At 68.0% G+C, this 18524-nt stretch carries 17 protein-coding genes; 7 read left to right on the top strand and 10 right to left on the bottom strand.

Features of this window, described 5'->3' with window-relative positions:
• The first annotated feature begins 191 nt into the window (after positions 1-191).
• Positions 192-3953 (top strand): multifunctional oxoglutarate decarboxylase/oxoglutarate dehydrogenase thiamine pyrophosphate-binding subunit/dihydrolipoyllysine-residue succinyltransferase subunit, encoded by a 3762-nt coding sequence (locus PQI66_RS00665; RefSeq protein WP_339995226.1) that lies wholly within the window; start codon positions 192-194, stop codon positions 3951-3953.
• A 29-nt stretch (positions 3954-3982) separates the two neighbouring features.
• Here PQI66_RS00665 and PQI66_RS00660 read toward each other — a convergent pair whose 3' ends face one another.
• Positions 3983-4675, bottom strand: a complete 693-nt coding sequence (locus tag PQI66_RS00660) for a hypothetical protein (RefSeq protein WP_339995224.1) — start codon at positions 4673-4675, stop codon at positions 3983-3985.
• A 13-nt stretch (positions 4676-4688) separates the two neighbouring features.
• On the bottom strand, positions 4689-4883 hold the full coding sequence (locus tag PQI66_RS00655) for a hypothetical protein (RefSeq protein WP_339995223.1): 195 nt from the start codon (positions 4881-4883) through the stop codon (positions 4689-4691).
• 140 nt (positions 4884-5023) lie between these two features.
• On the opposite strand from PQI66_RS00655, the gene PQI66_RS00650 reads away from it, so the two are divergent.
• The 3 genes from PQI66_RS00650 to PQI66_RS00640 are packed head-to-tail and all read left to right on the top strand — an operon-like array spanning position 5024 to position 8070.
• Positions 5024-6319, top strand: coding sequence for a magnesium transporter MgtE N-terminal domain-containing protein (locus PQI66_RS00650; protein WP_339995222.1), 1296 nt, complete (start codon positions 5024-5026; stop codon positions 6317-6319).
• 7 nt (positions 6320-6326) lie between these two features.
• The gene (locus PQI66_RS00645; protein ID WP_339995221.1) at positions 6327-6902 is read left to right on the top strand and encodes a DUF1003 domain-containing protein; all 576 of its coding nucleotides are present in this window, start codon (positions 6327-6329) and stop codon (positions 6900-6902) included.
• Between the two features lie 37 nt (positions 6903-6939).
• Entirely contained in the window at positions 6940-8070 is a 1131-nt protein-coding gene (locus PQI66_RS00640; protein WP_339995219.1) for an Mrp/NBP35 family ATP-binding protein, read from the top strand.
• A 30-nt stretch (positions 8071-8100) separates the two neighbouring features.
• On the opposite strand, the gene tatB is transcribed toward PQI66_RS00640, so the two are convergent.
• The 3 genes from tatB to sigE are packed head-to-tail and all read right to left on the bottom strand — an operon-like array spanning position 8101 to position 9724.
• Entirely contained in the window at positions 8101-8607 is a 507-nt protein-coding gene (tatB, locus tag PQI66_RS00635; protein ID WP_339995217.1) for a Sec-independent protein translocase protein TatB, read from the bottom strand.
• A 39-nt stretch (positions 8608-8646) separates the two neighbouring features.
• Positions 8647-9078, bottom strand: coding sequence for an anti-sigma factor family protein (locus tag PQI66_RS00630; protein WP_339995215.1), 432 nt, complete (start codon positions 9076-9078; stop codon positions 8647-8649).
• Between the two features lie 58 nt (positions 9079-9136).
• Positions 9137-9724: an RNA polymerase sigma factor SigE gene (sigE, locus tag PQI66_RS00625; RefSeq protein WP_445227973.1), complete on the bottom strand. Its 588-nt coding sequence runs from the start codon at positions 9722-9724 to the stop codon at positions 9137-9139.
• Positions 9725-9966: 242 nt separating this feature from the next.
• Between sigE and PQI66_RS00620 the strand changes: the two genes are divergently transcribed.
• Both PQI66_RS00620 and PQI66_RS00615 read left to right on the top strand, forming a co-directional pair.
• A complete protein-coding gene (locus tag PQI66_RS00620) occupies positions 9967-10623 on the top strand; it encodes an O-methyltransferase (protein ID WP_339995212.1) in 657 nt (218 codons plus the stop codon).
• A gap of 62 nt (positions 10624-10685) precedes the next feature.
• Positions 10686-12215, top strand: coding sequence for a GH32 C-terminal domain-containing protein (locus tag PQI66_RS00615; RefSeq protein WP_339995211.1), 1530 nt, complete (start codon positions 10686-10688; stop codon positions 12213-12215).
• 30 nt (positions 12216-12245) lie between these two features.
• On the opposite strand, the gene PQI66_RS00610 is transcribed toward PQI66_RS00615, so the two are convergent.
• The 5 genes from PQI66_RS00610 to dapE are packed head-to-tail and all read right to left on the bottom strand — an operon-like array spanning position 12246 to position 16961.
• Positions 12246-13127, bottom strand: a complete 882-nt coding sequence (locus tag PQI66_RS00610) for a methyltransferase domain-containing protein (RefSeq protein ID WP_339995210.1) — start codon at positions 13125-13127, stop codon at positions 12246-12248.
• Between the two features lie 47 nt (positions 13128-13174).
• Positions 13175-14671, bottom strand: coding sequence for an aminopeptidase (locus PQI66_RS00605; protein ID WP_339995209.1), 1497 nt, complete (start codon positions 14669-14671; stop codon positions 13175-13177).
• Positions 14668-14874 carry a hypothetical protein gene (locus tag PQI66_RS00600; RefSeq protein WP_339995208.1) on the bottom strand — a complete coding sequence of 69 codons (207 nt, stop codon included), beginning with the start codon at positions 14872-14874 and terminating at the stop codon, positions 14668-14670. Before PQI66_RS00600 ends, PQI66_RS00605 begins: the two co-directional genes overlap by 4 nt.
• Positions 14875-14894: 20 nt before the next feature.
• Positions 14895-15761, bottom strand: coding sequence for an LOG family protein (locus PQI66_RS00595; RefSeq protein ID WP_445227972.1), 867 nt, complete (start codon positions 15759-15761; stop codon positions 14895-14897).
• A gap of 6 nt (positions 15762-15767) precedes the next feature.
• A complete protein-coding gene (gene dapE / locus PQI66_RS00590) occupies positions 15768-16961 on the bottom strand; it encodes a succinyl-diaminopimelate desuccinylase (protein ID WP_339995206.1) in 1194 nt (397 codons plus the stop codon).
• Positions 16962-17025: 64 nt separating this feature from the next.
• Between dapE and PQI66_RS00585 the strand changes: the two genes are divergently transcribed.
• The gene (locus PQI66_RS00585) at positions 17026-18483 is read left to right on the top strand and encodes an amino acid permease (protein ID WP_339995205.1); all 1458 of its coding nucleotides are present in this window, start codon (positions 17026-17028) and stop codon (positions 18481-18483) included.
• Positions 18484-18524 lie beyond the last annotated feature (41 nt).

The raw sequence follows: 18524 nt of genomic DNA, 5'->3' as shown, positions 1-18524 counted from the left end.
GCGGCGGAAGCCCGCGTCCGTCATTTTGCCGACTGAACAGGACGCCCGTCACACTGCGCCGTCAAAGTTGCTGAAAACATACCCTCAACTGCCGCTTTCAGCCCCGGCCCCGCCACAATCACAGACAACGTTGTTGTAGTAGGGTGGAACGTCGAGATTGACCACATCATGAAATGAGGCGAGGACCTGCTGTGAACAGCACCAATTTCGGCCAAAATGAATGGCTGGTCGACCAGATGTACCAGCAGTTCAAGGACGACCCCCAGTCCGTCGATCCGGAGTGGCGGGAACTCTTCAACAAGCGGCCGGACACGGTTGACCACACCTCGGGAACATCAACCCCGAGCTCCACGACCTCCGGGAACGACGCGAAGAACTCGGCGTCGGCACAGAGCGCACCGGCGAAGTCCGGGGCGTCGGCGCCCGCCGCCGGCACCCCTGCGACCGGCGGCACCGGGAAGAAGGCCTCGGGTGCGCAGAAGAGCGCACCGGTCGCCCCGGCGAAGTCGCTGTCGGCATCGGTGAACCCGATCCCTGAGCGCGTCGCTCCCCCTGCTCCGAAGGGCCCTGCCGCCGCTCCGGACGCCGGCGAACATCCGCTCAAGGGAGCCCAGAAGTCCATCGCCAAGAACATGGACATCTCCCTGGAGATCCCCACCGCCACCACGGTGCGTGACATGCCCGCCAAGCTGATGTTCGAGAACCGCGCGATGGTCAACGACCACCTCCAGTCGCGCGGTAAGGGCAAGATCAGCTTCACACACATCATCGGCTGGGCCATGGTCAAGGCTGTCCAGGCCCACCCCTCGATGAACAACAGCTACAAGGTCGTCGACGGCAAGCCCGTCCTCGTCACCCCCGAGCACATCAACCTCGGACTGGCCATCGACATGGTCAGCAAGAACGGTGCCCGCAACCTCGTCGTCGCCGCCATCCGCGAGTGCGAGACACTGACCTTCGACGGCTTCGTCGACGCCTACGAGGACATCGTCAAGCGCGCCCGCATCGGCAAGCTGACGATGGACGACTTCAGCGGCGTCACCATCCAGCTCACCAACCCCGGTGGCATCGGGACCCGGCATTCCGTGCCCCGTCTGACCCGTGGTCAGGGCACCATCGTCGGTGTCGGCGCCATGGACTACCCCGCCGAGTTCGCCGGTGCCTCCGAGGACCGTCTGGCCGAGATGGGCGTCGGCAAGCTCGTCACCATGACCTCGACCTACGACCACCGCATCATCCAGGGCGCGGAGTCCGGCGAGTTCCTCCGCGACATCAGCCGCCTGCTGATCAACGACGACTTCTGGGACGACCTCTTCGCCGCGATGTCGGTGCCCTACGCTCCCGTGCGCTGGACCCAGGATCTCCCGAACATCGGGGTGGACAAGTCCACCCGCGTCATGCAGCTCATCGAGGCCTACCGGAGCCGCGGCCACCTCATCGCCGACATCGACCCGCTGCAGTGGACCCAGCCGGGCCTGCCGGTCCCCGACCACTCGGACCTGGAGATCGAGACCCACGGTCTGACGCTGTGGGACTACGACCGGAGCTTCAACGTCGGCGGGTTCGCCGGCCGCGAGAAGATGACCCTGCGGGAAGTTCTCGCGACGCTCCGCCGTGCCTACACCCTGAAGGTCGGCTCCGAGTACACCCACATCCTCGACCACGACGAACGCCGCTGGCTCGAAGAGCAGATCGAGGGCGGCCAGCCGAAGCTGTCCAACCCCGAGCAGAAGTACCTGCTGCAGACGCTCAACTCCGCCGAAGCATTCGAGAACTTCCTGCAGACCAAGTACATCGGCCAAAAGCGGTTCTCCCTCGAGGGCGCCGAGTCCCTCATCCCGCTCCTCGACGCCGCGGTCGACTCCGCGGCCGAGCAGGGTCTCGAGGAAGTCGTCATCGGCATGCCGCACCGTGGCCGCCTGAACGTGCTCGCCAACATCGTCGGCAAGCCCTACTCCAAGGTCTTCACCGAGTTCGAAGGCAACATCGAGCCCACCGTCGCCGGCGGGTCCGGTGACGTGAAGTACCACCTGGGCCAGACCGGTCAGTACACCCAGATGTTCGGTGACAACGACATCGACATCACCCTGACCGCCAACCCCTCCCACCTCGAGGCGGTCAACCCGGTGATGGAGGGCATCGCCCGCGCCCACCAGGACATCTCGACCAACGGCAACCCCCACCCGATCATGCCGATCCTCATGCACGGTGACGCCGCATTCACCGGCCTCGGCATCGTCCAGGAGACCATCAACCTGGCCAAGCTGGACGGCTACACCGTCGGCGGAACCGTGCACGTCGTGGTCAACAACCAGATCGGCTTCACGACCACGCCCGACGCGGGACGGTCCACCCACTACGTCACCGACCTGGCCAAGGGCTTCGACGCCCCGATCTTCCACGTCAACGGCGATGACCCGGAGGCTGTCGTCTGGGTTGCCCGGCTCGCCGTGGAATACCGCCGCCGCTTCGGCAAGGACGTCTTCATCGACCTGGTCTGCTACCGCCGTCGTGGACACAACGAGTCGGACGACCCGTCGATGACCCAGCCGGAGATGTACGACCGTATCCAGGACCGCGCCACCGTCCGTGCGCTCTACCACGACACCCTCGTCGGACGCGGAGAGCTCTCGGAGGAGGACGCACAGCGTGCGGCCGACGACTTCCAGGGACAGTTGGAGACGGTGTTCAACCAGGTCCGTGAGGCGGAGAAGGGCACGACCCCGGCGGAGCAGACCGGTATCGCCGGTTCCCAGGCGTTGACCAGGGGTCTGGACACCTCCATCTCCCGTGAGGTCATTGAAGCCGTCGGCGACGCGTTCACCGGCGTGCCGGACGGCTTCAACGTCCACCAGCGCGTCAAGCCGGTCGTCAAGCGCCGTCAGGAGATGACCCGCAAGGGTGGCATCGACTGGGCGTTCGGCGAACTGCTCGCCTTCTCCACCCTCGCCCAGGACGGCCGACTCGTCCGCCTCGCCGGTGAGGACTCCCTCCGCGGAACCTTCACCCAGCGCCACGCCGTCCTCTTCGACTCAGAGACCACGGAGCCCTACAGCCCGCTCGAGAAGCTCGCGGAAGAGTCCGGCAACGGAGGATCTTTCCGTGCCTACAACTCGCCGCTGACGGAGTTCGCCGGCCTCGGCTTCGAGTACGGCTACTCCGTGGGCAACATCGACGCCGTGGTGGCCTGGGAAGCGCAGTTCGGCGACTTCGTCAACGGTGGCCAGACGATCATCGACCAGTACATCGCCTCCGGTGAGGCGAAGTGGGGCCAGCTCTCGAGCGTGATCCTGCTTCTTCCCCACGGTTACGAGGGCCAGGGCCCGGACCACTCCAGCGCGCGCATCGAGCGTTTCCTGCAGATGGCTGCCGAGGGGTCCATGACCATCGCCCAGCCGTCGACACCGGCCAACCACTTCCACCTGCTGCGCCGCCATGCCATGGGCACGATGCGTCGTCCCCTCGTCGTCTTCACCCCGAAGTCGATGCTGCGCAACAAGGCGGCGACCTCCTCGGTGGAGGACTTCACCGAGGTGTCGAGCTTCCACTCCGTGCTCGACGACCCGCGTCTGGCCGACTCGTCCACCACCCACGACGACATCACCACCGTGCTGCTGTGCTCCGGCAAGATCTACTACGACCTGGAGAAGAAGCGGCAGGACGACGGACGGGACGACGTCGCCATCGCCCGCGTCGAGATGCTGCACCCGTTGCCGCACAACCGCATCAAGGAAGTCCTCGACCGCTACCCGAACGCCGAGTTCCGGTGGGTGCAGGACGAGCCTGCCAACCAGGGTCCGTGGCCGTTCATCGCGCTCAACCTGCCCGAGCGCATCGAGGGTCTGAAGCTCAAGCGGGTCTCCCGCCGTGCCCAGTCCTCGACCGCGACCGGCCTGGCCAAGGTCCACAAGCTCGAGCAGGAACAGCTGCTCAACGAGGCCTTCGCCACGTAGCGTCCGCCCCACCGGGTCTTTTTCGTACGCTAGTCGGCCGTGATCTCGACTCCCTCATCCGTATCGGTGAGGTCCGGGGCGTCGGAGGGGTCAGAAGCGAGATCATCACTGGTGACCCCGCCTGCCACGTTGTTCAGCGCCCGGCGGTCAGCCCGGTCCAGTGCCGGCTTGCGGTACAGCGCGACGATGTTCTGCGGCAGCGTGTCGTCGTCGCACCCGACGGCCTCCCCCGGGTCGCTGGCCTGGAGATCAGTCGGGAGTGCGGAGAACATCGTGGTGTGCGCGATGTCCCGCCACTGGGCGGTGTCCACACCGTCGTCGAGAGCCTGGGCGTACACTCCGCGCAGTTCCTCGCCCTTCACAGGATCCAGGACGTCCAGCATCTCGCCGACACACCCCAGCACCACGCTGACGTCACCGTTATGCAGCAGGTCCAGTCGGTCTGCGGCGTCGATGTCACGGATCTCCACCGAACGTCCAGCCGCGGAGAACGCGCTCTCGTAGCTCTCCGCCAACCGCTGCTGCACCGGGTCGTCCGTCAGCCCCAGGTAGACGGGGCCGGAGGACTCCTGGTCCATCTGTAGCGACGCCGGCCCCGTCGTCGCGCCTCCGACGGCGCACCCTGACACGGCCGTCGCCGTCACCGTGACGGCCGCGACAGCGGCAATGACTCTGCGGTGTCGCGGCGGCTCCGGTGCCCGACCGGCGTTACTCACTCCCATGGCCACCATCATGTCACCACCACGCCACGGCGTAGACACCCACCAGGGCGATCCACGGCACCACACCCCACCACCGGGACCGGTCCGACAGCAGGGCCCCCGCCGTCGCCACCACGCCACCTACCGCGTGCGGCACCCACAGCGGGCTGCCCAGCAGCGCCAGGATCACCGCGATCCCGCACAGACCGCCGGCGATCAGTCGTGACATGCTGTCCTCCCGTGCTTCCCGTCGTACCTCGACATCCGCTTCAGGATACCCGCACACCGGACCCCGGAAGAAGCCCGCCGACGCCGGAGCGGCGGGTTCACAGCGCGCCCACGGCATACTGTGCCGTAATCTCTATTCCCATGAACACGACACGGGTTTTCGCCGGGCGTCTCGCCGGGATGCTCCTGCTCGGAGCGGACGGTGAATCGCTCGGCAGGGTCCGCGACGTCGTCCTGACCATCCGCCCGACACGGGCGGTGGCACTGGGACTCGTCGCCGAAGTCGCCGGCAAACGCCGGATATTCCTGCCGATGGGGCGTGTCACCTCCATCGACCCCCAGGAAGTCACGCTCAACACGAGCTCGGTGAACCTCCGCCCCTTCCGCTCGCGTGCGGGCGAACTGACGGTCATGGACGACCTGATCGGAGCGAAGGTGCACACCGACGACCCGGAGTTCAGCCACCTCGCGGGACGCGCGGTGGAGATCTCGGACGTCGAGCTGGAACGCACCCGCACCCGCGAGTGGGAGGTCAGCAGGATCGCGGTGATCACCCGCGGCCGGTTGGGCCGACGGACGACCCCGGCGGTGATCCCGTTCACCCACGTCCACGGTCTCTCTGCCTCGGGTGCCGGGCCGCTCGACGTGGATGCCGAACTCATCGCCGAATTCACCACGATGCGCAACGCCGACATCGCCCATGCACTCCGCGACATGGCCCCGGAACGCAGGTTCCGCATCGCCTCGGAGCTGGACGACGAACGTCTCGCCGACGTCATCGCCGAGCTCCCGGACGACGAGCAGACCGAACTCGTCGAGGAACTCAACATCGAACGCGCCGCGACCATCCTCGAGGAGATGGATCCGGACGACGCGGCGGACCTGCTCGGAGAACTCCCGCACGACAAGGCCGACGTCCTTCTTGAACTCATGGACCCGGAGGAATCCGAACCCGTCCGCCGTCTGATGAGCTTCTCCCCCGACACCGTCGGCGCCCTGATGACCTCCGAGGCCATCATCCTCACGCCCCAGGCGACCGTGGCCGAGGCCCTCGCCCACGCTCGTAACCCCGAGGTTCCGCTGTCACTGAGCTCGCTGATCTTCGTGGTCCGGCCGCCCCAGTCCACTCCGACGGGGCGCTACCTCGGTTGCGTGCACCTGCAGAAACTGCTCCGCGAGCCGCCGTCCTCCCTCGTCGGCGGGATCCTCGACCTCGAGCTGCCGGCCCTGCACCCCGATGACACCGAGGAGACCGCTGCGCGGTACTTCGCCACCTACAATCTCGTCTCCGCCCCGGTACTTGACGAGGACGGCCACCTGCTCGGCGTCGTCGGCGTCGACGACCTCCTGGACCATCTGCTGCCGGAGAACTGGCGCGACGACGACTGGCGCAGTAACCGCGCCACTGCGTCACCATCGACCACCGAACGAGAGTGAGACCACGATGCCGGACAACTTCTCCAGAACCGACCTGGACACTCCGTCGTCGGGCCCGCGGCGCCGGCTCCTCGCCTACAACGACGACGCTGTCGGCGTCGGCGCGGAGAAGGTCGCCCGGTTCCTCGGCACCGGGCGTTACCTCATGTGGCAGACGATCATCGTGGTGGTGTGGATCTGCCTGAACGTCGGGGGGTTCTGGTGGAACTGGGACGTCTACCCGTTCATCCTGCTCAACCTCGCCTTCTCCACGCAGGCGGCCTACGCCGCACCGTTGATCCTGCTGGCGCAGAACAGGCAGGACGACCGCGACCGCGTCTCGCTCAACGAGGACCGGCGTCGTGCCGAGGAAACCAAGGCGGACACCGAGTTCCTCGCCCGTGAACTCGCCGGCCTACGGATCGCCGTCGGCGAGAACGTCACCCGCGACTACCTGCGCCGCGAACTCGATGATCTCGGTGACCTGCTGCGTCGCATCGAGGACAAACTCGAGGACCAGCGCAACGACGACCGTAGCTCCCCTCCCGTCGGCGGTGCAGCGGTCGCGCCCGCAGGCGACGGGACGGCGGGGCCCGCTGACTGATTGGCCCTGAACTGGGCTCGGCGTATCATCATGGTCAATGTCTACTGTCACTGAATCAGCGGTTCGCAGTGCCCTGGCCACTGTGGAGGATCCGGAGCTCAACAAGCCCATCACCGAGCTGGGCATGGTCAAGTCGATCGACATCGACGGCAGTCATGTCGCCGTCGAGATCTACCTCACCATCGCCGGGTGCCCGATGAAATCGACGCTCACCACGCGCACCAGGGACGCCGCGGAGGGCGTCGACGGGGTCGAGAGTGCGACGGTGACGACCGACGTGATGAGTGACGAGCAGCGTCGCGAACTGCGCACCAAGCTCCGCGGTGGTGCCGCGGAACCGGTCATCCCGTTCGCGCAGCCGGAGTCGACGACGCGGGTCTTCGCCGTGGCGTCGGGCAAGGGTGGTGTCGGGAAGTCCTCGGTGACCGTGAACCTGGCCACGGCGTTGGCGAAGCGTGGCCTGCAGGTCGGGGTGGTCGACGCCGACATCTACGGTCACTCCGTTCCCCACATGATGGGGTCGAACCACCGTCCCCACCAGGTGGACGACATGATCATCCCGCCCCAGGCCCACGGTGTGAAGATCATGTCCATCGGGCATTTCCTCGACGGTAACTCCCCGGTGGTCTGGCGTGGGCCGATGCTGCACCGTGCGATCCAGCAGTTCCTGGCGGACGTGTTCTGGGGCGACCTGGACATTCTGCTGCTCGACCTCCCACCGGGAACCGGTGACGTGGCGATCTCGGTCGCCCAACTGGTCCCGAACGCCGAGCTGTTGATCGTGACGACGCCGCAGGCTGCGGCCGCCGAGGTGGCTGAACGTGCCGGCAGCATCTCCCAGCAGACCCGGCAGCGTATCGGTGGCGTGATCGAGAACATGAGCTGGATGGACATGCCCGACGGCACCCGGATGGACATCTTCGGTTCCGGGGGCGGGCAGACGGTCGCCGACCACCTCAGCGAGCTGACCGGTGGTGACGTGCCACTCATGGGGCAGATTCCGTTGGACCCGAATCTGCGTATCGGTGGCGACCTGGGCAACCCGATCGCCATCTCGGAACCGGGGTCGCCGGCGGGCGTCGCCCTGGGTTCCATAGCCGAGAAGCTGTCGACGCGTCGGCAGTCGCTCGCCGGCAGGCAGCTGAACCTGGGCGTCGCCGGTCACTAGGACCCCTACCGCCCCGGACGGACACCGGGCCTAGATCGTGTCGTCGAAGTTCCCGGGGCCGGCCCAGTCCCGGGACTGGCCGACCTCGTCCTGCTGCGGCAGTTCGACCCGCTCACCGGTGTCAGGGGCGGGGTCCCCGTCCTGCCGCGCGGACACCTCACTGGCGCGGGGCGGGTTCTTCGGGGCGGTGTCCGACATCCGCGCGGTGGTCCCTTTCACCGCACCGGTGACGTCTCGCGCCGAGGTCTCCAGGTCGGTGAGGAAACTGTCGTCGCCGTCGAGGAGTGTCTTGGTGATGAATCCGCGGGCACCCATCTGCCGCACGCTGTTCAGCTGGGACAGGGGTTTGCGGAACTCCTCGAAATCCTCACCGAAGTCCTGGTCGAGCTCCTGTCGGGCGTTGGCGATGGCCGTGCGCGCCGCCAGCAGGAGGGCCTTGAGGTCGGTGATCAACCGGGGAAGTCGCTCCGGCCCGACGACGATTATGCCCACCACAATGAGGACGAGGACCTCGCCCCATCCGACGCTGGAGAACACCAGACCCGCCTTTCTCTCGACACTGCCGACCGACTGATTCTAACCCTCACCGCGCGGTCGAGACGATTCTGCGCTTCCCCCGGGTTCTCTCGGTGCCCGTCGCTGCATCTTCCGTGCCACGGCCGCCATGCGGGCGGTGATGCTGTCAGGACGACGGCAGCCGTCGATCCCGACGTCGTCGTAGCCGGTCGGGTCCTCCTGCTGCCCGTCCCCGGCGGCACAGTCGTCGGGGATACGTACGAGCCGGCTGAGCAGGCTACCCGAGGCGTGGACCTGCTCCATGGGGATGCTGCCGCGCAGACGGTCTGACGCCTGCCGCTGCGCGCGCACCTCCGCCCGGCACTCCTCACAGTGCACCAGGTGGATCCTGGCCCTGTGCTCGGCACCCCGGGACAGTTCTCCGTCCACCAGGGCTGCGACGACCTCCGGGGTCAGGTGCCCGACACCCGACAGTTTCCCGACTTCCGACATGACCGGACCTCCTCGCTGACTCGCACGTTCCGTGCGTCATCTGCCATCGATGATAGCGCTAAGACTGGGGAACGTAGCTGAGCTCACCGGCGGTGCGTGCCAGCCCCGCCCGCAGCTGACTTCTCGCCCGGTGGATCCTGGACCGCACCGTCCCCATCTTCAGGCCGAGCGTGTCGGCGATCTCCTCGTACGTCATGTCGAGACCGTCGCAGAGGATGACTGCGACGCGAAACTCCGGACTCAGGTCGTCCAGTGCGCGTTCCAGAGCGGGGTCGAGGTTGTTCATCTCGAAGGCACCCTCCGGACCGACACGCGTTCCTTCGACGCGGTCGTAGTCCTCCGGCAACGACTCCATACGGATGGTGCCCCGGTGCCGGACCATGTCGAGGAAGAGGTTCGTGGTGATCCGGTGAAGCCAGCCGGAGAAGGTTCCCGGGCGGTACGACTTCAGCGACCGGAAGGCACGCATGAACGTGTCCTGCGTGAGGTCCTCGGCGTCCTGCCGGTCACCGCTAAGGCGGTAGGCGAGCCGGTAGACGCTGTCCGCATGTTCCTCGACCAGTTCACTCCAGGTCGGCATTCCGCCTTCGCCGCGGTCGAAAGCGCCGGTTGCTCCGGTGGCGCCGGAGTCTGCTGCGGTGTCCATGTCATCCATCCTGACGCACGTGCATTACCAGTGGGTGCCCGGGTGCTTCGGGTTCGCTGTGAGTCCCTGCGAATCCTCGACCCCCGACAGCTTTCGTCTCTGAATATATCCGGTGGACAGCGCCCGTGTAAAGATGTCACTTGCGCCCCATCAAACACAGTATCCCCACGTTGATGCCCGGGCGTCCGACTCGCCGGGGGCGGTCCGACTGTCTGCGTCCCGCCACACCTACAGTTACACCCGTGAACGCAGAATCCAGCTCCGCCCTCGACGCCGTCCGTGACTACGTCAACGCCACCGCAGCGTCCGACGAGGCACTCGACGCCGCCCGCGATTCAGCGACCGAGTACGGACTCCTCACCCCCGACGCGATGACCGGCGAGTTCCTCACCTTCCTGGCGGCGCAGGTCACCACGGCCGCACCCACCGCGGTGGTCATGTCCCCGGCGTTCGGCGTGATCGGCCTGCACCTCTTCGCCGGATTCTCCGGTGGCGGCCACGTCACCTGCATCGACCCGGAGGTCCAGCACCAGGTACTGGCCCGCGAGGCGTTCAGCTCCGCCGGTGTGCGCTCGAACGCCTACCGTTTCCTGCCGTCCGCTCCGCTGGTGGGCGTCTCCCGCCTCGCCACCGACGCCTACGACATCATCGTCTCCCAGTCGATGACCGAGCACCTCTCGGCCACGGTCGACGCCGCCCTGCCCGTTCTCCGCCCCGGCGGGGTCCTGGTCCTGCTGGACTCCCTGCTGGACGGGACGCTGGCCGACGCCGGCCGCACGGACCGGCAGGCCCGCGCGGCCGCCGACGCCGAAGAGCACCTGCGGACGATGGACGGCATCACCGTGGCGCGACTGCCGCTCGGGGCCGGCTGCACCGTCATCACCAGACACGGTGCCTGATAACCAGCTGTCATTGACCGACGCAGGCACCGGGTTCCGCGACGATGGTATACAGGGATGCCGTGAACCGCTACAGACCTGAACTACACGTCACCGCGGAAGTCGGTGTCCTCGAGGCCCCCGCCGGAGCCTTGGGCCGGGGGGAGTCCCTCCACGTCTTCCACCAGTTCCGGCCTCGACCTGACGCCGGGGCCCGGTGGGCCCACCAGGTAGCGTCCGGGATCCCCTACGGCTGGGACGTCTGCGACGACGTCCTGGTGCCCCGGGACGAGGAGATCGACTGTCTCGCCGGTTCCTCCGTGCCGGTGGGTGAGGGCGTCGAGCTCTTCTTCGTCACCACCACGCCCGGGGGCGGCGCCGACCGGGCCGGGCTCCGCTCGAACACCGTGCCCCACGGCCACCGGGGCGAGCGGCGCTTCACCGTCCAGCGTGCACGCATCGCCGATCTCGGCGCCGCGACCACCGAGGTCTCCGACGACCCGAGCGTGGTGTCCCCCTTCGTGGAGCGACTCGGCCCGGTGGACATCGACGATTCCGCCCACCCGATCCATGACCTGGCGACCCCGTCGGTGGTGCGCCGCGGCGACGGATGGACGATGATCGCCCTCGACCTGGTCGATGACGAGGATGCCCGAATCGTCGTCCTGGAGTCGACGGACCGTCAGCACTGGACGGTCGTCGGTCCCCTGGAGATCGCCGACACTGCTGACGCCGCTGACACCGTCGGCGAGCCGGTGCCCGACGGACGTCCGTACGCACCGCGGCTGACCCTGATGACCGACCGCGGGACCGGGGAGGACAGGGACGTCCTGTTCATCACCTACCCCGACGCCAGCATCGACGGCGTCGACGGGTCCGGGGAGACGACCGGGTACATCGTCGGCGCCCTCGACGGCGCTGCGTTCCGTGCGTCGACGGGATTCCAGGTGCTCGACCACGGCCACGACTTCACCCGGCCCCGCCTGGTGCCCGGCAACCGGCCCGTGCTCTCCGGCCTCGTCGGGGCCTTCCCCCACAGCGACAGCGGAGACGAACCTGCCACCTGGGCAAACTGTCTGTCAGTGCCCCGGTTCCTCAGTCTGCGCGACGGGCACCTCTACCAGGACGTCATCGGCCTCCCGACCGCCGTCCGCTCCTACACCGACCGGGCGGCCGTCTACACCGCGCAGCTCGACGTCGAGTCCGGCTCCGCGACCGTCGACCTCCTGAACAAGGACGGCGGCGTGATCGCCAGCGTCACCCACTCCGGGGACCGGGTGTCGGTGGACCGCGACGGCGACGTCCGCTCCGCGCCCCTCGCGGACGGTGACAGCGACACGCTCACCATTTTCGTCGACGGTCCGGTGTGCGAGGTCTTCGCCGACGGGGGCCTGGTCTCACTCACCACGGCGCTGACCGGGCCCCGGGCCTTCGACCGGTTCGCCGTGAGAGCCACCGGCGGCGCACGCATGTTGTCCGCGATGGAGTCTCTGGGACGTCAGCTCCAACGCCAGCTGGCGCACCTCGACGACCCGGCGGAACAGGAGAAACTCATCCGCGAGGCAGTGTTGGCGGACCGTGATCTCGCCGCCGGGGTCGACCCCGGCGAATAGTCTGGGCCGGCCTCCCCGCCGTCCCGCCCCTCAGGCGAGCCGGTGGTCCCGCTTCAGCCGGGTGATGGCGGCACGCGCGGTAACGGTCATCGTCTCCGGCAGTGCGGCGATCCGTTCCGCCAGCACCGTCGGGTGGATGTGGCGTGCGGACGGGCTCATCCCGATCTGTGCGGCGATCGACGCCTGGTCCAGGGTCATCTGGAACTCGACGCTCTCCGGCTCCCCTACCGGCACGAGGTGGCCCGAGGCCTGGGTGATCATCCGCTCGACCTTCCCCTCCTCAACGTCGATGATGCCCAGCGGTCCCCGCAGCTCGGCCAGGTGTCCGGCGTCGGCGGTGAGGACGATGACCTGCCCCTCAGGGGACAGCACCCGGGCGAACTCGGCGGCGTTCCGCGGGGCGAAGATCACAGTCACGGCGTCGACGACCCCGTCACGCAACGGCAACCGTGACCAGGCGTCTGCCACCACCGCGCCGATGTTGCGGTGGCACGATGCCAGCCGCTTCGCCGCAGGCACGGAGACGTCGATGCCCACACCGCGGGAGTTCTCGATCGAATCCAGGGTGTGGGAGAGGTAGTACCCGGTGCCGGCACCGATCTCCACGATCGACGGGTGTGCGTCGTCGGCGACACCGGCGTCGTCGAGTGCCTGACCCACGTGGTCGGTGATCGCCTCCACGAACGGGGCGAAATGCCCCCCGGACAGGAACGTCTCACGGGCCTGGATCATCTCGGCGTCGTCACCGGAGTACCGCAGACCGGCTCCACCGGCGAGGGTGACGTACCCCTGCCGCGCCACGTCGTAATTGTGACCGGAGTCGGACACCAGGGTCTTCCATGCGTCGTCACCGGCACGCAACGGGGTGCCGTCCACCGGGTCGGCGAGAAGGTCGATGACATCAGAGAGCACGGGTGCGGGTCTCCCCTCGATAGCGGAACGATGAAGAGCCGGGTCGGCTACTTCCGGAACCACTCTACAAGAGTGCGTGCCGCGAAACCCGTGCTCCCCCGGTCCACGTCACCGCGTGCCGAATCCGACCACGACGGACCGGTGGTGTCCAGGACGGTGCAGGGCACACCGTCGGCGAAACGTCGGAGGAACAGTGCCGCGGTCACCGCTCCCGGCCCGTCCGGCACCACCGTGAGATCGGCGTCCCCCGAGTTGACGGCATCCTCCAGGTAGTCCGGCGTCGGCAACGGCCACCACCGCTCACCTACCCGGGCTCCGCGCAACGTCACCCGCCGTACCGCCTGTGCGTCACCGGTGACTGCACCGGTCAGCTCCCCCAGTGCGGTCTTCGACGCCGTCGACACCGGACCGACGACGACCACCCGGCGGGGGCGGTAGCGCTGTACGCCGTAGGCCACGGCGTCCGCCAGAGCGAGACGACGGCACACCTCCACCTGCTCGGTGGCGGTGGAGAGCCCGGGGACCTGTGTCGTCGTCCCGTTGACATGCTCAACCACCGGCCTCGCCCGCCCGGGAGCGGAGGGCGGGGGGTTGAAACCGTGTACCGGCACCAGCCCGACGACCTTGTGCGGCCCCCGCAACTCCGCCAGCGCGCGGATCACCGCCGGCACGGGAGCGCCTCCGACCACGAGAAATTCGGGACGGTCGTCGGTGAGGTCCCCCTCGGCGGCGGCGGGGTCCCAGAACATCTCCACGAACCCGACCTCGTCCTCGCCCTCCGGGTCGTTGACGCCGGCACCTGCCGTCGCTGTCGCCAGAATGCCGCCGAAGCCCTTGCGCTGCAGCCACCCCCTGCCGTGGGTCTTGACCCGGGTCCCCGCGATGTCCCCGAGCACCGCCTTGGCCTTACGCCGCCACCACACCGAGGTCGCTGACGGGGCGGGCACGGCGTTGATGTCCCGGGCCAGCATCGTGGCGGCACCGAGCAGACGCCCACGGCGCACGCTGCCCTCGGCCCGCGTGGTCACTGCGCCGTCGGAGTCGTCGCTTCCCCGGAGCATCCCGGCGATGTCGACGTGGACCGACCGCACGTCCACCGCCGCGTCCTTGCGCGTGACCACCAGGGGCCGCACCCCCAGCACGATGCCCTGCGCGAGATTGCGGAGGTTGTGTGCGGTCGTCTCCTCCGGGACCCGGATCTGCACGGTGTGTCGCTTCGCCCGGACCGGGTGCCCGTCGACGAGCGCGCCCAGTCGGCGCACGAGCACGGCGGCCGCCGCCGCCCACCGGTCATCGGCCAACCGTGGTTCCTCGGCGATGCTGGCCAGGTCAGTCAGGGGCCCCGGCCGGCGTGGGACACGGATCTCCCACACACCGTCGGCGGCGAGCTCCGCCTGCGGGCCGTCACCGTCCCGACGTGCCGGTGCCGACTCCGGGTCGGGGTCTGCCAGGACCACGCGGCAGTCGATGACGTCGCTGCCGGTGACGGTGGTGCCCACCGTGATCTCCGGGACCGGCCGGGGAAGGTTCGGGATCCTCTTCACTGCACACTCTCCTGCTGTCCACGGTTGCCACCGTCGCTGGGGTCACCGTCGGCACCGTCGGCGCTGACGGCGCTGACGGCACTGCCTGGTCGCCGCCCTGTACGTCCCGGTACCGGCGGTTCGCGGTCGAACACCGTGAGAACGAGGTAGACGAGCACCAGCGCCACCAGCAGTGCGGCGATGACCGTGATGACCAGATACATGGCTGCCGAGGGTACCCGACCTACCGGGCCTGCGGACCGGTGTCCCCGGACATCCGGCCCGCCTGCTTCTCCAGGTCCTCGAGTTCGCGCAGCAGCTGGCTGCGCCGCTCCTCGAGTTCCTCGACCCGTCCCCGGTGTGCCTCGACGCAGTAGGCGACCGCCTCCTCGGGGGAGTCGGTCACCAGGAACAGGTCCGGGTCGCCTTCCGAGATCATCCCCTCGTCAATGAGCCGGGTGGTGATCCAGTCGACCAGTCCGCTCCAGAACTCACAGCCCAGCAACACGATCGGGAACTGCCGCACCTTGCCGGTCTGCACCATCACCAGGGCCTCGAAGAGTTCGTCGAGGGTCCCGAACCCGCCCGGCAGACAGATGAACGCCTGCGCGTACTTCAGGAACATCATCTTGCGCACGAAGAAGTAGCGGAAGTTCAGGCCCAGGTTCACCCACGAGTTCAGCCCCTCCTCGTGCGGCAGTTCAATGCCCAGTCCGACGGACACACCGCCGGCCTCCGCCGCCCCCCGGTTCGGCGCCTCCATGAGCCCCGGGCCGCCGCCGGTGATCACCGCGTAACCGGCCTCCTTCAGCCGTCGGCCCAGTTCCCGGCCCGTCTCGTAGTAGGGGTGGTCCTCGGCGACGCGTGCCGACCCCCACACGGTGACCGCCTTGGGGAGCTCGGCCAACGCACCGAAACCCTCGACGAACTCCGACTGGATACGCATCACCCGCCACGGGTCGGAGTGCAGCCAGTCGGTGTTGGGCTGCTCGTCCAACAACCGCTGGTCCGTCGTCGACCGGGGGTACGGCGTCCCCGGGTAGGTACCGTTGATGCCCCGTCGCATCACCGGCCCGTGGAAGGTGAACGGTTGCGGGTTGTCTTCAGCCATTGCACGTCACCGTGCCTTCCGGGTCAGGTAGTCGGTCAACTGGGTACTCACGGTCTCGATCATCTCCACCGGGCAGTTCTCCTGCGGGGTGTGGCACAGCCCGGGGTCCCCCGGACCGAAGTTCACCGCCGGGATCCCGAGGGCGGAGAAACGGGAGACGTCGGTCCACCCGTACTTCGCCCGCACGTTGCCGCCGGTCGCCTCGACCAGAGCCGACGCCGCCGGTTGAGCGAGTCCCGGCAGTGCACCGGGGGCGAGGTCGTCAACCTCGACACTGAATCCGTCGACGGGGTCCTCCGGCGTCCCGACGCCGAGGACGTCCAGGGTGTGGGCGAGGGCCTCCTCGCCGGAACGGTCCGGGGCGAAGCGGAAGTTGACGAACATCCAGGCGTCGTCGGGGATGGTGTTGGTCGCCACGCCGGCCTCCAGGTGCACCACGTTCAGGCCCTCCCGGTAGAGGCACCCGTCGATGTCGACGTCGCGGGGACGGTACTCCCCGACCCGGGTGATCACCGGGGCGAGCCGGTGGGCGGCGTTGTCACCCAGCCAGGCACGCGCGGAGTGCGCCCGGGTGCCGTGCGCCGTCACCCGCACCCGCAACGTCCCCTGACACCCTGCCTCGATCACCGCGCCGGACGGCTCCCCCAGCAGCGCGACGTCGCCCTCGAGCCAGTCGGGGTGCGCCTCGACGAGGTGACCGAGCCCGTTGTAGCGGGTCGCGACCTCCTCCCCCTCGTAGAGCACGAGGGTGAGGTCGTGGGCGAGCGACTCCGAGCTGGCCAGGCTGGCAAAGGCGTGGATGTACACCGCGTCCCCGGACTTCATGTCGACCGACCCGAGACCGTGAATGCTGTCCCTGCCCTCGCCGTCCGGGCGGCGGGTCGACGGCAGGTTGTCCGCCGGGGGGACGGTGTCGATGTGACCGGCGAGAATCACCCGGGTGTCCAGCCCGCGGTGTGTGCGGGCGACGAGGGTGTTGCCGTGCCGGTCGACGGTGACGTGTGGATGGGCCTCCCGCAGTCCCTCCAGCGCCACGTGGAGCGCGTCGGCGATGGCCTTCTCGTCGTGCGACCGGCTGGGGATGTCGACGAGACTGCGGGTCAGTTCCACAGGGCAGGCGGACAGGTCTGCAGCGGTCAGGACCGCATGCCCAGAAGCGGTCCCAGGAGCGGTCTCAGGAGCGGGCTCAGAATTGTTCATCGTGGCACTCACTCTAACGGGCTATCGTCTCGCACGCCGGACGAGTGTGCGAGAATCCGGAAGTATGAGCACACAGCACACCGGCTCCCCCGCCGGTTCCTCCACCGATTCCCAGGGTGCGGCACCGACCGAGGCCGGAAACCGCGACCTCGGACACAGCCTGAAGGTCCGGCACCTGACGATGATGGGACTCGGGTCTGCTGTCGGCGCCGGCCTGTTCCTCGGAACCGGTGTCGGGATCAAGGCCGCCGGCCCGGCCGTGCTGCTGTCGTACATCGTCGCCGGGATCGTCGTCGTCTTCGTCATGCGTATGCTCGGCGAGCTCGCCGCCGCGCGCCCCGCCTCCGGCACGTTCGCCACGTACGCGAAGATGGCCCTGGGACCGTGGGCCGGGTTCTCCACCGGGTGGCTGTACTGGTTCATGCTCATCATGGTCATGGGAACCGAGATCACCGGCGCCGGGGCCATCATGGGCAACTGGTTCGGCGTCGAGGGGTGGATCCCGGGACTGTTGTGCGTCGTCCTGTTCACCGTGGTCAACCTGTTCGCGGTCCGGGGCTTCGGCGAGTTCGAGTACTGGTTCTCCTTCGTCAAGGTCGCCGTGATCATCTTCTTCCTCGTCGTCGGTGCGCTGCTGATCTTCGGACTACTCCCCAGTCATGACCCGGTCGGGGTCGACAACTTCACCCCCTTCGCCCCGAACGGGATCTCCGGCATCGCCGCCGGTCTGCTGGCGGTCGCCTTCGCCTTCGGCGGTATCGAGATCGTCACCATCGCCGCCGCCGAGTCCGAGAAGCCCAGTGAGGCGATCACCGCCGCGGTGCGTGCGGTCGTCTGGCGTATCTCGGTGTTCTACCTCGGCTCCGTGCTGGTGATCACCGCGCTGCTCAACGTCACCACGCTGGACGGCGCCGACGACGCCGCCGATTCTCCGTTCACCCGTGTCCTGGCAATGGCCGACATCCCCGGTGTGGTCGGGTTCATGGAGGCGATCATCGTGCTGGCGCTGCTGTCCGCATTCAACGCCCAGATCTACGCGACCTCGCGGCTGACCTTCTCCTTCTCCCACCAGGGCAACGCCCCGAAGCTGTTCCGGAAGGTCTCGGCCCAGCGGGTCCCGACGGCCGCGGTGATCTGTTCGCTGGTCTTCGCCTTCATCTCGGTGGGCCTGCAGGTCTGGGGTCCGGACAACCTGATCAACATCCTGTTCAACGCGGTCGGCGGATGCCTGCTGGTGATCTGGTTCATCATCGTGCTCAGTGAACTGAAGCTACGACCGCAGCTCGAGGCCGAGGGCAGTCTCAAGGTCCGGATGTGGGCATGGCCGGTGTTGCCGATCGTCACACTGGTCGCCCTGGTCGGCCTGGCGGTACTGATGCTCTTCGACGAGACCGCCCGTGACCAGGTGGTCACCGTGGCCATCGCCTTTGTCGCGGTGAGCCTGCTCGGACTGTTCGTCACCCGGCACCACGACCGGACCGTCGCCGCCACGGACGCCGGCGACGCCACCGTTTCCTCCTAGCGCCCCTCGGCGGACTCCGGGGCGCCAGGTAGACTGTCACA

The organism is Corynebacterium sp. USCH3 (assembly GCF_037619475.1).
Classification (GTDB): domain Bacteria; phylum Actinomycetota; class Actinomycetes; order Mycobacteriales; family Mycobacteriaceae; genus Corynebacterium.
This window is presented reverse-complemented; position numbering and strand designations above follow the sequence as displayed.

Excerpts from the sequence above, each read along its gene's own strand:
- PQI66_RS00585 (WP_339995205.1), top strand. The coding sequence starts at position 17,026 with ATGAGCACACAGCACACCGGCTCCCCCGCCGGTTCCTCCACCGATTCC.
- sigE (WP_445227973.1), bottom strand. The coding sequence starts at position 9,724 with ATGGACACCGCAGCAGACTCCGGCGCCACCGGAGCAACCGGCGCTTTC.
- PQI66_RS00660 (WP_339995224.1), bottom strand. The coding sequence starts at position 4,675 with ATGGGAGTGAGTAACGCCGGTCGGGCACCGGAGCCGCCGCGACACCGC.
- PQI66_RS00630 (WP_339995215.1), bottom strand. The coding sequence starts at position 9,078 with ATGTCGGAAGTCGGGAAACTGTCGGGTGTCGGGCACCTGACCCCGGAG.
- PQI66_RS00600 (WP_339995208.1), bottom strand. The coding sequence starts at position 14,874 with ATGTATCTGGTCATCACGGTCATCGCCGCACTGCTGGTGGCGCTGGTG.
- PQI66_RS00645 (WP_339995221.1), top strand. The coding sequence starts at position 6,327 with ATGCCGGACAACTTCTCCAGAACCGACCTGGACACTCCGTCGTCGGGC.
- PQI66_RS00650 (WP_339995222.1), top strand. The coding sequence starts at position 5,024 with ATGAACACGACACGGGTTTTCGCCGGGCGTCTCGCCGGGATGCTCCTG.
- dapE (WP_339995206.1), bottom strand. The coding sequence starts at position 16,961 with ATGAACAATTCTGAGCCCGCTCCTGAGACCGCTCCTGGGACCGCTTCT.
- PQI66_RS00640 (WP_339995219.1), top strand. The coding sequence starts at position 6,940 with ATGTCTACTGTCACTGAATCAGCGGTTCGCAGTGCCCTGGCCACTGTG.
- PQI66_RS00655 (WP_339995223.1), bottom strand. The coding sequence starts at position 4,883 with ATGTCACGACTGATCGCCGGCGGTCTGTGCGGGATCGCGGTGATCCTG.
- PQI66_RS00595 (WP_445227972.1), bottom strand. The coding sequence starts at position 15,761 with ATGGCTGAAGACAACCCGCAACCGTTCACCTTCCACGGGCCGGTGATG.